General features: G+C 67.3%; 13 protein-coding genes. 2 read left to right on the forward strand and 11 right to left on the reverse strand.

Annotated elements, in window-relative coordinates; genetic code table 11:
- The 5 genes from JZ791_RS40405 to JZ791_RS40425 form a co-directional block, all read right to left on the reverse strand.
- The coding region (locus tag JZ791_RS40405) for a biotin carboxylase N-terminal domain-containing protein (protein ID WP_305802150.1) at positions 1-192 on the reverse strand (192 nt) is incomplete at its 3' end.
- A gap of 237 nt (positions 193-429) precedes the next feature.
- Positions 430-1059: a TetR/AcrR family transcriptional regulator gene (locus JZ791_RS40410; protein ID WP_216902640.1), complete on the reverse strand. Its 630-nt coding sequence runs from the start codon at positions 1057-1059 to the stop codon at positions 430-432.
- Positions 1060-1110: 51 nt separating this feature from the next.
- Positions 1111-2457, reverse strand: coding sequence for a lipase family protein (locus tag JZ791_RS40415; protein WP_216902655.1), 1347 nt, complete (start codon positions 2455-2457; stop codon positions 1111-1113).
- Positions 2458-2678: 221 nt separating this feature from the next.
- A complete protein-coding gene (locus JZ791_RS40420; protein WP_216902642.1) occupies positions 2679-3080 on the reverse strand; it encodes a protease inhibitor I42 family protein in 402 nt (133 codons plus the stop codon).
- A 442-nt stretch (positions 3081-3522) separates the two neighbouring features.
- Positions 3523-5031 carry a carboxylesterase/lipase family protein gene (locus tag JZ791_RS40425; protein ID WP_216902644.1) on the reverse strand — a complete coding sequence of 503 codons (1509 nt, stop codon included), beginning with the start codon at positions 5029-5031 and terminating at the stop codon, positions 3523-3525.
- Positions 5032-5263: 232 nt separating this feature from the next.
- Between JZ791_RS40425 and JZ791_RS40430 the strand changes: the two genes are divergently transcribed.
- Positions 5264-5545 (forward strand): YggT family protein, encoded by a 282-nt coding sequence (locus JZ791_RS40430; RefSeq protein WP_216902647.1) that lies wholly within the window; start codon positions 5264-5266, stop codon positions 5543-5545.
- Positions 5546-6185: 640 nt separating this feature from the next.
- Here the strand turns inward: JZ791_RS40430 and der are convergent.
- Genes der through JZ791_RS40460 form a run of 6 tightly spaced genes read right to left on the reverse strand, consistent with a single transcriptional unit; the run spans position 6186 to position 12850 of the window.
- On the reverse strand, positions 6186-7625 hold the full coding sequence (gene der, locus JZ791_RS40435) for a ribosome biogenesis GTPase Der (RefSeq protein ID WP_216902649.1): 1440 nt from the start codon (positions 7623-7625) through the stop codon (positions 6186-6188).
- Entirely contained in the window at positions 7622-8353 is a 732-nt protein-coding gene (gene cmk, locus JZ791_RS40440) for a (d)CMP kinase (protein WP_438804619.1), read from the reverse strand. The genes der and cmk overlap by 4 nt, the downstream gene beginning before the upstream one ends.
- Before the next feature lie 11 nt (positions 8354-8364).
- Entirely contained in the window at positions 8365-10215 is a 1851-nt protein-coding gene (locus JZ791_RS47280) for a pseudouridine synthase (RefSeq protein ID WP_438804620.1), read from the reverse strand.
- 9 nt (positions 10216-10224) lie between these two features.
- Positions 10225-10980, reverse strand: coding sequence for an SMC-Scp complex subunit ScpB (scpB, locus tag JZ791_RS40450; protein WP_438804621.1), 756 nt, complete (start codon positions 10978-10980; stop codon positions 10225-10227).
- Between the two features lie 2 nt (positions 10981-10982).
- The gene (locus JZ791_RS40455) at positions 10983-11885 is read right to left on the reverse strand and encodes a segregation and condensation protein A (protein WP_216902651.1); all 903 of its coding nucleotides are present in this window, start codon (positions 11883-11885) and stop codon (positions 10983-10985) included.
- Positions 11882-12850, reverse strand: coding sequence for a ParA family protein (locus JZ791_RS40460; RefSeq protein ID WP_216902652.1), 969 nt, complete (start codon positions 12848-12850; stop codon positions 11882-11884). The genes JZ791_RS40455 and JZ791_RS40460 overlap by 4 nt, the downstream gene beginning before the upstream one ends.
- A gap of 375 nt (positions 12851-13225) precedes the next feature.
- On the opposite strand from JZ791_RS40460, the gene JZ791_RS40465 reads away from it, so the two are divergent.
- The coding region (locus tag JZ791_RS40465; protein ID WP_216902654.1) for an FAD-dependent oxidoreductase at positions 13226-14386 on the forward strand (1161 nt) is incomplete at its 3' end.

A 14386-nucleotide genomic window follows, 5' to 3' on the forward strand; every position in this document is an offset into this window, starting at 1 on the left:
CACCACGGCAGCGATGTCCAAATACCCCGCCGCCCCCACACCGGGCAGCCGCACAGCATCGTCCGCCAGCCGTACGGCCAGACTCCCGCCCTCCTCCCCGGTATGCAGCACCGCCGCCGAATATCCGCATTCCCGCGCGGCCCGCACCACCCGGACCGCGACCTCACCCCGGTTCGCCACGACAACACGCATACCCTCAGCCTCGCATCCATGGCCCGGCGCCATACGCACCGGCCCACCGACATCGTGGCGGTGCAAGCCCGTATTCCGGGCATCCAACCCGCATGCCCACCACCACACAGTCGCCGGCTTCATATCCGCGCAGGTCACACCCACACCGAGCGCTCGATCAACCACACCCAGCCGCTGCGTAAGCACCGGCCCGGAGTCTACGCGCGTGAACGGAAAGCCCCTGGCACCGCAGAAACGTCAGTCGATATCGATCAGCGACATGGCCATCGGAACCAGCAGATCGACAAGCTCCTCAACAGACGGTCGAGGCTCGGTCATCAGCCATTCCTGGGCCAGACCGTTGATCGCGCCGATCAGAGCTCCGGCGCCCAGGCCGGGCCCGCCGCGCACGCGGGCAGTGGGGCCCGCCATGGGCGACACAGCGAGATCCAGCAGCCGCGCCCAGGAGTGACGGCGCTCGCGGCGGTGCTGTTCCATCCGCTCGCTCACGCCGACGACCTCGATGAAGGCGATGGCAGCGCGGTAGGGATCCGAATTCATCGAGTCCAGATAGGCCCCGAGCACCGCGGTGACCGCCGCTCTGGCGTCGATGGTGGGAGGAAGGGTGGTCAGCGCCTTGGTCACCGCGGCGGCGGCCTCGTCCTGCACCCGGTCGTACGCGGCGACCAGCAGGTCCTCGCGCGTCTCGAACTCCTCGTAGAACTGACGCTTGGAGAGCGTGGCGGCGGCGCACACGTCGGCGAGCGAGCAGTTCGCGTAGCCGCGCTCGGCGAAGATGCGGGTCCCGGCGACGATGAACCGCAGCCGTCGCTCCGCTTTCCGCTCGGCGACTGCGCGTCCACCGTACTGTCTCTGCGCGACCGTCACGCCATCACTGTATAGGTGCGCCACCCTGTGGATCGGCTCCGCCGGATCGCGCTACCTGACGCCGATCGGCTTGCCGAAGAACGAGGCGAAGGTCTCGCCGAACGTCTGCGCCAGCAGTTGCTGTCCGGCCGGGTCCAGCGCCAGCCAGCCGACATCGTTGGTCTTGCAACCCGGTTGCGCCGCAACGCCATCGAGCCGGTCACGCATCCACAGCAACGCCGGTGCGGCGCCGGAGATCTCGGTCGCGACATGCTCGGCGAAGTGCTCTCGGGTGTAGAGCACGCGGGCATCGGGGCTCTTACAGTAGGTATCGACGAGGGTGTTCACCTGCCCGACCGGAATGACCTCGTCGGGATTTCCCTGCCAGATGTACATCGGCATATCCGGCACCGACTTGCCCATCCGCGTGGCGTCGACGACATCGACCACCGCCGGCTGTCGCATCGGATCGCCCGGAACCCGCAGCATGCCTTTGAGATTCAAGAAGGGGAAGTCCGACACGTATTGCACGCACAGCGGGCTCTGCACGGCCATGATCGCCCGGCCGAGCGGATCCATGTGCCGGTCCAGAAATTCGGCGAATTCCGGATACTCCCGCGAAAGCCCTTGGATCGCAGCGAGTATCAATCCGGCGGTCAATTGATTGTTGGCGACGTCGAGAGTGACCCCGAGATCTGCGGGTACGCCCCCCTCGGCCGCTCCGACGATGTTCAGCTCGGGTGCGTAGGTTCGCTTCAGCTCCGCCGCGTGGCCGGTGGCGATCGCACCGCCGGAGTAGCCGTACAGACCGATCCGCGCATCGGGCAGCATCCGCATCGGCTGGAAATTGCGCGCCGCGCGGATCCCGTCGAGCGTGATCCGCCCTGCCAGGGGGCCTGCGGCGTAGGCCTGATTCGGCCCCTGATGATCGGGGATGACCACACCCCAGCCCTGCTGCAACGCACCCTGCGCGATCACGAACTCCGCCGGCGCGACGATCTGCCCCACGAACGGGCTGACCGACCACTGCTGCACGGCATAGGACGGCGAACAGTACTGCGCCAGGGAGTCCTCGGCGATCTGCACGGACAGCAACTTGCCAGGTGTGGATCCACGCGGTTTCAATACCGTCGTGACCGCCGCGATGGGCTCGTCACGACTGTCATTGGACCGATACGACAGCTGCCAGGCGTCCACATTCAACGGGATGACGCCGACATTGGCGACGTGGATCTGCCGCGCCGCGATGATCTCCCCCGGCGCCTTGGCCGCGACCACCGCCGAGGGCGGGTGATAGAACGCCGGATCAAGTTCCGGCGGAACGGGAATCGGTGCCGCGGGCTGCACCGGCACGGGCGCCTGGACGCCCACCGGATCTGCCACCGCCGCACCCACACCCGATACCAGCGCCATCGTCATCACACCGGCGAACACCACGGCCGTCCTCCACGACACCCAACGTCCCGATTCGATCAACGCTCTTCCTTCCGCACCGGCGGGTCGGCCCGACCCGCTTTGCCCGACCCGTCCGCGATTGTGGAACTGATCGGTCTCAGATTGAGAGTGAGAGTAACCGAGGGTGACATAAAGCACAACCATGCCGTGCCCGGCGCCATGCGCACCGGGCACCGATCCGACGACTACTTGACCGTGATGTCCTCCGAGAACGTCCGCGCCGGAGCCACTCCCGCACGCACCGACGCCAGCGTCAGGGTGGTGCGGCCGGGGGCCGCGGCGGTGAAGGTCCACACGCTGGTACCGGCGGAACCCGGCAGCGGGTTCTCACTGCGGAACTGCGGATCACCCTCCTGATGCAGCACGCCCCGGTTCAGGGCGCTGATCCGCCAGACATAGCCGGTGGACGGAGCGTCGGGCAGTGCCACGGCAAGCTCCTGTCCCACCGACAGCGACCGCGACTGCCCATTGGCGTCGGTTCCGACGATCACCGGCTCATCCACAGGAGCCGCGACAGGAGCGGCCGCGGCATCGACGGCCACGACATTCGCACCGCCGGCCACCAAGGCCAGACCGAAGACAACCATCCGCAAAGGTGTACGCACCAAGAATCCCTTCCATACGTTGAGGCGCTCACACCTTACAGACGATCTTGGACAAACCGCCCATTGAACCGCGAAACACATTCCACCGCCCAAGATTCGGCCCACACACCACCGTCCGAGCGCCTGGCGACCAGCCCTGTCGTGAGCACACCGCCGCGAGACCGAGGACGCCCACACTGCCCACCGCAGCATCACGCCGGCCGAATGGTCGCACCTCGCCAGAAGCCCGCAGCACAAGGCTCATTCGCACACGCGAACCAGTCACGTGTACCCGACGACACAGTGGCATGCACTACGTCGTGACAGCCCAGATGGCCCCATCACAGGAGAAGCTCACGGCGCAGGGAACCATCACACGCGAACTAGAGCAGCGCCCGCACGCCCGCACGCGGCACTACGTACACCCACGCCGTAACGCCCGGACTCACACCGTGCGCGAAGCCCGCAGCGCCACAAGCTCATCCATCCGTAGATCGCTCACCGTCGCCGAGGCCGGTGCATCGAGAATCCGCACCGCGCGCTGATCCACCGTGTACCGCGCCCACCCGGGATCGCCATGGGTGGCGAAATCCACCCACGCCCGGTGTACCTCGTCGGCCAGCGACTGTGGCGGGTTCGGGCCGGTCAGCCTGTGCGCCTGGGCCAGCTGATCGAAGACGAACGGCACCTCGATCACGTGGCAGGCGCCCAGCCCCTCGATGCCCGAGCGCCAGGCGAAATCGTAGACATACATCGGTTCACCGGCCGCCGCAACGGATTCCGCGATACGCATGGTGTCGTCGCGGAAGAGCACATCGGTGATGATCGCGTTGAACACATCGGCCGCCGAGGCGCCGGGGCGGTTGAGCGCATAGACCTTCGCCACCGCGGGGTCGACACCGTAGCGCGGCAGCAGCGCCGGCAGGGTCTGGTCGGTGATATCCGCCGCGACCCCGGCGGGCACGGTGAAGAACCGGAACTCCTCGGCGGTGCATCCGGCAAGCATCGGCACCGACCGATCCGGTTGCGCGGCAAGCACATCGCTGGGCAGCGCCTCGATCAGCTCCCCGTCGATCACCGGGAACAAGCTCATGACGCCCAGCCCCCTGCCGACGATCGACGCACCCCAGCGCGCCGGGTCGGGATTCACCATCAGCTCCGCCGCGACCGCATTCTGTATCTCACACAACCGATCCGGACCCAGCTCGCCGAATGCCGCCGCGGTAGGCGCGATCCCGGCCCGCTCCCCCAGCGCCGCGGCGACCAGCTGCGCGTCGGCGGCCTCGGCAACCCCGATCCCGTTGCCGCTCTGCATAATCGCGCGCCGGAACAACCCCTGAGCCGGCGGCGAGGCGACGAGCGCGGCCACGCTCATACCGCCCGCGGACTCTCCGAACACGGTGACATTCCCCGGATCCCCGCCGAACGCCGCGATATTCTCCCGCACCCACCGCAGCGCGAACACCTGATCGTGCAGCCCACGATTCAGCGGCGCACCGGCCAGCGCCGCGAAACCGGAGACGCCGAGCCGATAGTTGATCGACACCATCACCACGCCGTCGCGCGCGAACGCCGCGCCGGAATAGGTCGGCGGCGCGTTCGACCCGCGCACGAACGCGCCGCCATGGATCCACACCAGCACCGGCAGCCCCGAACCACCGACATCGGGCGTCCAGACGTTCACATTCAAATAGTCGTCGCCCGCGACACCGTCGCTGCCGATCAGCGCGTGGATCGGCGCCGGACACGGGGCCTGCGCACATGTCGCCCCGTACTCGACCGCATCACGCACCCCATCCCACCCGGCGACCCGCGTCGGCAACTCGAACCGCGCAGGCCCGACGGGTGCCGCGGCATAGGGAATCCCCAGAAACGCGCTGATCCCGTCCCGGGTGACCCCACGCACCCTGCCGCCGGTCACCGACACGATGGTTTCCGACCCACTGTCATGCATGGCAACTCCTTCGCCGTCGCCAAAATTCTGCCTCGCCCCGATCCCGAATGGAATGAAACGCGTCAATTTCGGACCGTGAATCGCGGCCCGTCGCTACCGCCCCGCACGGCCCGCACCTGATGTGATGGGCGTCTGACCTGATAGCGACCTGTGAAGATCGCGTATCGGACACTTTCGCCGACCACGCACCGTTGCTATAGATAAGGCGACCCGCGACCAGAAGGAGTTCTTCATGGCTCTCATCGGAGCCCTCATCGGCTGGGTGTTGACGCTGTTCATCCTGGCCCTGCTCGTACGCATGGTCCTGGACTGGATCCAGATGCTCAGCACCTCACCCAGCGCCGAATGGCTCAGCAAGGGCCGTAACATCGCCCACCGCTGCACCGAGCCCGTCATAGCGCCCGTGCGGCGGATCCTGCCCCCGATCCGGGCGGGCGGCATGTCGATCGACCTGGCGTACACCCTGGTCTTCATCGCCGCGATCATCCTGCGCACGATCGCCTTCAGCCTGTAGACAACAGGCAGGCTCCGCGCGACAGAGTTCGCCCCGAGCCCATACGACGAAGTCCCGACTATACGACCAGCCCGATCGGCGCGACGATCACTTCTTCGGGAAGGACATCACGAACGCCACCCCGGTGAGAAGCGCGCCGACCACGGCAACGACCGCGATACTCCACATACAAGCCCCTTATTCGACTGTGCACCAAGCGGATTGACGGTACCCCGCCCCTACCGGTCCTGTTCGCGAAACCGTCCAACCCGCTCCACTCCCCCGAACGCACTCCCCCGACCTGTCGGACCGTCCCAGATCAACCCCACATTCCGAATTCACATAGGTAAATTCGCATATCCTGGTATGAGTATTCTCAAAATGAGAGTCTCGAACCGCGAGTCCCGGGCACACCAGCCAGCCGGACCATCCTGAAGAGATGCCCGGCCTACAGCTACATTCTTCGATCCGATTCAGCCGGAAACCGACAGACGGCACCGAAAAATGTAGCTGGAGGCCGGTTCTCATAACCGGGATACGGGCTTACACCGCCGAAATATCGGTGGGCCGGTGCGTATAGCACCGGCCCACCGACCAGACTCCACTCCCGCCGCAGCCTGGCCCCGGCCACAAGCACGCCGGGACGACAAGCGGACATCTACTACTTCTTGCGGTCCCGCTTCTCCCGCACCCGCACCGAAACCCGCACGGGCGAGCCGTCGAATCCGAACTCCTCGCGCAACTTCCGCTCCAGGAACCGGCGGTAACCGGCCTCCAAGAATCCGGTGGTGAACAGCACGAACGTCGGCGGCCGTGTGGTCGCCTGGGTGACGAACAGCACCCGCGGCAGCCGGCCGCCACGCATCGGCGGCGGGGTAGCCGCGATGACCTCCTTGAGCCAGGTGTTCAGCTGCCCGGTCGAGATGCGCTTATCCCAGGACGCGAGCGCGGTTTCCATTGCGGGAACCAGCTTCTGCACCGCGCGGCCGGTATGCGCGGAGATGTTGACCCGCTGCGCCCACGGCACCTGCACCAACTCGCGCTCGATCTCGCGCTCGAGCTGATAGCGGCGGTCCTCGTCGACCAGATCCCACTTGTTGTAGGCGATCACCAGCGCTCGCCCGGTGTCGGCGACCATGCTGATCACCCGCAGATCCTGCTCGGTGATCGGCTGCGAGGCGTCGATCAGCATGACCGCGACCTCGGCGGCCTCGATCGCCGACTTGGTGCGCAGCGAGGCGTAGAACTCGGTGCCGCTGGCATTGGACACCTTGCGGCGCAGACCCGCGGTATCGACGAAACGCCAAGGCTTACCGCCCAGTTCGACCAGCGAATCCACGGGGTCGACCGTGGTGCCCGCCACGTCGTGCACCACGGACCGCTCGTCCCCGGCCAGCTTGTTCAGCAGACTCGACTTGCCCACATTCGGCTTGCCGACCAGCGCGACCCGGCGCGGACCCGAACCGGGCGGCGCGACATCCTCTCGCGGGGTCTCCGGCAGCGCCTGGAGCACCAGATCCAGCAGATCACCGGTGCCGCGACCGTGCGTCGCGCTGACCATGCACGGCTCGCCCAGACCCAGCGACCACAATCCGGCCGCCTCCGCCTCGAGCTTCTCGCCGTCGACCTTGTTCGCGACCAGGATGACGGGAGTCTTGGAGCGCCGCAGCACCCGCACCGCCGCCTCGTCGGTCGCGGTCGCACCCGTGGTCACGTCCACCACGAGCAGGATCGCGTCGGCGGTCCGCATGGCCAGCTCGGCCTGCCGCGCCACCGACTGCTGCAGTCCCTTGGCATCGGGCTCCCAGCCGCCGGTGTCCTGCACCAGGAATCGCCGTCCGGACCACGTCGCCTCGTACGACACACGGTCGCGGGTCACGCCTGGCACATCCTCGACCACGGCCTCGCGGCGGCCCAGAATCCGGTTCACCAGAGTCGATTTGCCGACGTTCGGGCGACCGACCACGGCCACCGTCGGCAGCGGCACATACCGCTCGTCCTCGGTGTCGTCACGGAGATCGGCGACCTCCCAGTCGGCTTCGTCGTTCCAGATACCGTCGGCCGCGTATCCTCCGGCGGCCGAGAACGTTTCCTGCGTCATCGAAGACCCCGCCTGTCTCCCGATGAAATGCACTGCGCCACAACCTGGTACAGCTCGTCGATGACCTGGTCCCGGGTCAGGTCGCTGGTGTCGACAAGCACCGCGTCCGAGGCCGGACGCAGCGGCGAGACCGCGCGCGTGGAATCCAGGTTGTCGCGGCGCTGCACATCGGCCAGCACCGCCTCGTAGTCGTCGCCGCGCCCCTCGGAGATGTTCTGCTGATTGCGCCGGTACGCCCGCGCCTGTGCCGAGGCCGTCAGATAGATCTTGGCGTCCGCGCCGGGCAGCACCACGGTGCCGATATCGCGGCCCTCGACCACGATTCGCCCGGCGGACGCGGCGATCTCGCGCTGCAGCGCAACCAGCTGATCGCGCACGTCGCCGACCGCCGAAACCGCCGAAACCGCCTTGGTGACCGCGTCGCCGCGGATCTCATCCGAGACGTCCTCACCGTCCAGCTCGATCACCTCGTGGCTGGGATCGGTGCCGATGGTCAGCGGCAGATCCTTCACCGAGACCGCGATGGCCACCGGATCGCTCAGATCGACGCCGCCGCGCAACGCCCGCAGCGTCGCCACCCGATACATCGCGCCGGTGTCCAGGTACCTCGCGCCCAACCGGGTCGCCAGCCGCCGCGACACACTCGACTTACCCGTCCCCGACGGACCGTCCATCGCCACGACCAGCGGCTCCGAACCGGTCATCAGGGGCGGGATCTCGATCGACATCTCCACACCGTTCACAATCCCACCGCCTCGTAGAGCTTGCCGATTTCATCGCGACCCATCACACGCAAGGTGCCGGGCCGTTGGTCGCCGATCGCGACCGGTCCGATATTGGTACGCACCAGCCCGCTCACCGGGTGGCCGACCGCCTCCAGCAGGCGCCGCACGATGTGCTTGCGGCCCTCGTGCAGCACCACTTTCACCAGCGACTTGTTCTGGCCCAGTTCGAGCACCTGGAAGTCGTCGACCGTCGCCGGTCCGTCCTCCAGTTCGATGCCCTTGCGCAGGCGCTTGCCGACATCGCGCTGCACCTCGCCCTCGACCTGCGCCAGGTAGGTCTTGGACACCTCGAACGAGGGGTGCATCAGCCGATGCGCGAGGTCGCCGTCGTTGGTGATCAGCAGCAGCCCCTCGGTGTCGGCGTCCAGGCGCCCGACGTGGAACAGCCGCTGCCCGGCCATGACCCGCTCGGCGACGATATCGCCGATGCACGGCCGGTTGAACTCGTCGGACATGGTCGACTGGTAACCCTTGGGCTTGTTCAGCGCCAGGTAGACCTGCTCCTCGCGCACCACCACGCGCACACCGTCGACACGCACCACGGCGTGCTCGGGGTCGATCCGCAGGCCCTGCTCGCGCACGATCGCGCCGTCGACCTCGATACGGCCCTGTTCGATCAGTTCCTCCGCGACCCGTCGGGAGGCGACCCCGGCCTTGGCGAGCACCTTTTGCAACCGCTCACCCTCGCCCCACGGCAGCTTCTTGTGGCCGCCCTCGGCCGACGGCTCGGCGTTCTGGTGTTTCGCGGGCTTCGCGAAGCTCAGCACGGTCGGCTGGCGACGCTGCGGCTGTGGCTTGGCCTGCTTGGGCTTGCGGTTGGGCGCGGGCTGCGGGGTCAGGGGGCTGCCGCCGCCGATCCGGCCCGAGGAATTGCGCCCAGCGATGGAACGGCTCTCACCGCGACCGGGCAGGGATTCGGGGGCACGACCGTGCCCGGGCGAACCGGCGCCACGCGAGGCGCCGCCATGGCCCGAACCGCCGCCGCGCCCGAACGACGCCCCGGAGCGACCGGACTGGTTCCCGCGCTCGGCGAATCCACCACGACCGCCCGAGTCGGAGCCGCGACCGGAGAAATCGCGCTGACCGGCGCCGGAGTCGCGACCACCGCGGAAGTCCCCACGCTTGCCATCACCGCGCCCGGACGAATACCCGTCCCGGCCACGATCGGAGCCGTAGTCCTCACGACCGCGACCGAATCCGCGACCACCGTCACGATCCTTGCTGTATCCACCACTCCCCGCGCGATCATTCGAATTGCCCGAATAACCACCGCGATCGCCCGAATACCCGCGTCCGCCGTCGCGATCCCGCGAGTACCCACCGCGATCGCTGGAATATCCACCCTGCTTCGCGCCACGATCGCTGGAGTATCCGCCCCGCCGGTGCTCGGGACCGGCCGCGCGAGCGCCAGGCCCACCGCGTCCGTTCGAGTAGCCGCCCTGGCCGTAGCCGTCACGACCGCTCGAATTTCCGTCCCGGCTCCCCCTACGGTCACCGGAATAATCCCGGCGCGACCCGTCGCGTCCGCCACGATCGCTCGAATAGCCGCCGCGCCCGGACCCGCGGTCGTCGCCGCGGCCCCCCCGGTCGTTCGCGGAACCGTCGCGACCGGACCGGCGATCACTCGACTGTCCGCGGCGCTCATCCCCGCGCTCGGCGGAATAACCCCCTTCTCCCCCGCGCCCCCGGGGGTATCCGCCGCGCTCGGAGCCGCGACCGCCCTGTCCTCGGGCAGGCGCTCCGCGCGGCGGTTCACTGCGTTTTCTACGATCCGGTGTGCCATCTCGGCGAGCGGGTGTGTTCACGGTTTCCTGTCAATCCTCGGTGCCGAGATCGATGTTCGACTCGGCGTTTTTCCTCAGCCTGGTGTACCGGGGGTCGGTATCCAGGCTCTCGTTGATCTCGTCGATCAGGTCGACGCCCGGCAGCAGGGGCGCCAACGGCGGTAGTTCCGCCAGCGACGCGAGCCCGATCCGTTCCAGAAACAGTTCGGTGGTGACGTAGAGAGTGCCGTTGGTCTCCGGATCGGTCCCGGATTCGGCGATGAGTCCGCGCGCCACCAGGGTACGGATCACACCGTCGACATTCACTCCGCGCACGGCGCTGACCCGTGCTCGCGTAACTGGTTGACGATACGCGATGACCGCGAGCGTCTCCAAAGCGGCCCTGGTCAGCTTGGATCGCGCGCCGTCCAGCAGCATGCGCTCGACATAGGGTGCGTACTCGGTGCGGGTGTAGTAGCGCCAGCCGTCGCCGACGTAGCGCAGATCGATCCCGCTGCCGCGCTCGGTCAGCTCCGCGGACATCTCCCGCAGCACCCGATCGACCCGCTCCTGACTGTCGGCGAGCGCGCTGGCCAGCAGTTCGACCGGCGCCGGAGCATCCACGATCAGCAGCATCGCCTCGAGCGCCGAGCGAAACGCGTCGTCGTCGAGGATTTCGATCTCGTCGACGGCCTCACCGTCATCGATCGGCTTCGCGGTGTCCGCCGAAGCCTCGGGATCTACCGACGCCAACGCGGCGTCCACCGCTTCCGAGTCTTCAGCACCCTCGTGAACACCCACTGTCACCGTCACCCATAGTCCTCTTCGATAGTTTGCGCCGGCGGCGCACCGTCGGCTTCACCGATCCAGCTCACCGCCAGCGGCCCCAGCGGATCGGGCTGGTCGAACTCGATCGTCTTGCCTCGATACAGCTCCAGCAGCGCCAGGAAACGCGCGACGATCTGCACCGGCAGCTCGCAGTCGGCGCAGATCTCGTGGAACGTCGTCCAACCACCCGCCCCACGCTCTTGCAACATCTCCAGCACGAGTGCGGCCTGTTCGGCGACCGAGATCGCGTGGGCGTGGAGATGGTCCAGACCCACCCTCGGCACCGGACGCGGCCGAAACGCCGTCGCGGCGATGTCCGCGAACCCGGCGGCGTCGACACCCAGCCTAACCTCCGGCAGAAGCCGCAGGTAACGCTCCTCCAGCGAGACCGCCCTGGGATACCGCCGCAGCGCCGCGGCCTCCAGCTCACCCAGCAACTCGGCGACCTGTTTGAACGCCCGGTACTGCAGCAGCCGCGCGAACAGCAGATCGCGCGCCTCGAGCAGTTCCAGGTCGTCCTCGTCGCTGACCTCGCCCGAGGGCAGCAGGCGCGCGGCCTTCAGATCCAGCAGCGTCGCGGCGACGACCAGGAACTCCGTGGTGATGTCGAGGATCTTGTCCGCGCGCAGTGTGCGGTCCTGCTGCAGGGTCGCGGTCAGCGCCTTGGTGTAGACGATGAACTCGTCGGTGACCTTGTGCAGCGCCACCTCGGTGACATCGAGGCGGCGCTGACTGATCAGCTGCAAGAGCAGGTCGAAAGGGCCCTCGAAATTGTTCAGGCGCAGGTGAAAGACGTTCTTTCTGTCCGGATCATCCGGCGGGGCAACCCCTTCGGATTCGGTGGAGCCTGATTCCGTAACAGCAGAAATGGAGTTCTCCGTCACCGACCCGACCGATGAATGACTTCCCGTGCCATCGCCCGATACGCCACCGCACCACCGGATTTCGGCGCCCAGGTGGTGATCGGCTCGCCGGCCACACTGGCATCCGGGAATCGCACCGTGCGGTTGATCACCGTGTCGTACACCAGATCACCGAACACCTCGACCACCCGGGCCATGACCTGCCGCGAATGCAGCAAACGCGCATCGAACATGGTGACAACGATGCCGTACAGGCTCAACCGCTGGTTCAACCGGTCCCGCACCTTGTCCACGGTGTCGGTGAGCAGCGCGAGCCCGCGCAGCGAGAAGTATTCGCACTCCATCGGAATGACCACGCCGTCGGCGCAGGCCAAGGCGTTGACGGTGAGCAGGCCCAGCGAGGGCTGGCAGTCGATCAGGATGTAGTCGTAGCGGTCCTTCAGCGGTGCGAGGGCGCGGCCCAGGGTCTGCTCGCGGCCGACCTCGTTGACCAGCTGGATCTCCGCCGCGGACAGGTCGATGTTGCTGGGCAGCAGGTCCATTCCGTCGACCTTGGTGTTCATCAGCACGTCGTCGACGCTGGTACGGCCGCCGACCAGCAGGTTGTGCACGGTCTGGTCGAGATCGTGATGGGCCACGCCGAGCCCCGCGGACAGCGCGCCCTGCGGGTCCAGATCCACCAGCAGCACCCGGCGACCGTATTCGGCCAGGGCCGCACCGAGATTGATGGTCGAGGTGGTCTTTCCCACACCGCCCTTCTGGTTGCACATCGCGACGATGAGAGCGTCCCCGTCGTGAGACACCGGTAATGGATCCGGTATGTCGCGCAACGGGCGGCCGGTCGGTCCCACATCCGTACCCGCCACTATGTCTTTCGCCTCCCATAATGTTTGGGCCGCATGCTCTATCCGCTGGCCTGAAGTGGTGTATGAAAGCGGGTCTGCCGCAGCACTCTTATGCGGTTCGGCCGCACCGGCTGTCGTCATATCCGCTGCTCCTTACAAGTCCTGCACTGCCCCGCTCAGCGCTGCGGGACGGGATCCTCATCAGGTCGTGCCGCGAAGAGCACGTCATAGACGCTACCGCCTCCGTGCGCAAGACCAACCCCGGACACGCGAGGGGCCTACCACCGCGACACGGGGGTGAACCTCGTGTGGAGGTTCATGGTGACGGGTCGCGACGGTCGTGACCACGGGTTCTACCGATCGGTCGCTTGTGTGGGAGTACTTCGAAAAGCCTTGCCGGGGAACGCTGAATAATTGCCAACATCTGTTGGCCAACATCCGTTGACACCAGGGGAGCGGGGATCTACCGTTAAGTCAACGGCCGTTGGCCAACAGATGTTGACTTTGGAGGAAGCCATGATCACCACTCACACCGATGTTCTGGTCGTCGGCGGCGGGCCCACCGGATTGATGCTCGCGGGCGATCTGGCGCGCGCCGGGATTTCGGTGACCTTGATCGAAAAGCACACGCAGGGTTCGCAATTGACGCGGGCCTTCGCCGTGCACGCGCGGACGCTGGAGGAACTCGACGCCCGGGGACTGGCCGACGAGCTGGTCGCCGAGGGCGCCGAGCTGCACGATTTCAATCTGTTCGGCGGCACCGTGCGGTTGCAGCTGGACCGCTATATACACGGGCGCTACCCCTATCTGCTGGTCACACCGCAGACCTCCGTGGAGCAGGTGCTGCGGGCCCGCGCACTGGATCTGGGCGCGACCCTCGTCCCGGGAGCCGAATTGTCGACCCTGTCACAGGACGCCGACGGAGTGGACGCGGTGGTGCGTATCGATGAGGCCGAGCACACCGTCCGGGCGCGGTACGTGGTCGGCGCGGACGGCTATCGCAGCCGGGTGCGCGAGCAGATCGGCGTCCCGTTCCCCGGCCGGTCGGCGCTGAAGTCGATCATGCTGGCCGATGTGCGGCTCACGCGGGCGCCCGAGGACGTGTTGACGGTCAACGGAATCGGTGAGTGCTTCGCCTTCCTCGCCCCGTTCGGCGACGGCTGGTACCGGATCTTCGCCTGGAATCGCGCCAACCAGCAACCGGATTCGGCCCCGATCGACTTCGAAGAGGTCCGCGAGGTCACCCGCCGCGCACTGGGCACCGATTTCGGCATGCACGACCCGCGCTGGATGTCCCGGTTCCACAGCGACGAGCGCCAGGCGCCGACCTATCGCGTCGGCCGGGTGTTCCTGGCGGGCGACGCGGCGCACGTGCACTCCCCCGCGGGCGGTCAGGGCATGAACACCGGCATCCAGGACGCGGCCAACCTCGCCTGGAAGCTCGCCGCCGCCGTGCAGGGCTGGGGTCCGGACGCGCTGCTGGACAGCTATCAGGCCGAACGCCACCCGGTCGGCAGGGCGGTGCTGCGCTCCAGCGGAGCGATCATTCGCGCCGCCCTGGTCAAGCCCGTCGCGGGCCGCATGGCCCGCAACTTCATCGCCGGCACCGCGTTCAGCGTGCCCGCACTGGCCACCCGCGTGGTCGGCTCCATCACCGGCATCGGCTTCACCTACCCC

The sequence above is a fragment of the Nocardia alni genome (assembly GCF_019038435.1).
GTDB classification, from domain to species: domain Bacteria; phylum Actinomycetota; class Actinomycetes; order Mycobacteriales; family Mycobacteriaceae; genus Nocardia; species Nocardia alni.

What these genes read in the sequence shown, in the direction of transcription:
- JZ791_RS40415 (WP_216902655.1), bottom strand. Translation starts at nt 2,457, where the DNA reads ATGACGATGGCGCTGGTATCGGGTGTGGGTGCGGCGGTGGCAGATCCG.
- JZ791_RS40420 (WP_216902642.1), bottom strand. Translation starts at nt 3,080, where the DNA reads ATGGTTGTCTTCGGTCTGGCCTTGGTGGCCGGCGGTGCGAATGTCGTG.
- JZ791_RS40425 (WP_216902644.1), bottom strand. Translation starts at nt 5,031, where the DNA reads ATGCATGACAGTGGGTCGGAAACCATCGTGTCGGTGACCGGCGGCAGG.
- JZ791_RS40430 (WP_216902647.1), top strand. Translation starts at nt 5,264, where the DNA reads ATGGCTCTCATCGGAGCCCTCATCGGCTGGGTGTTGACGCTGTTCATC.
- der (WP_216902649.1), bottom strand. Translation starts at nt 7,625, where the DNA reads ATGACGCAGGAAACGTTCTCGGCCGCCGGAGGATACGCGGCCGACGGT.
- cmk (WP_438804619.1), bottom strand. Translation starts at nt 8,353, where the DNA reads ATGTCGATCGAGATCCCGCCCCTGATGACCGGTTCGGAGCCGCTGGTC.
- JZ791_RS40460 (WP_216902652.1), bottom strand. Translation starts at nt 12,850, where the DNA reads ATGACGACAGCCGGTGCGGCCGAACCGCATAAGAGTGCTGCGGCAGAC.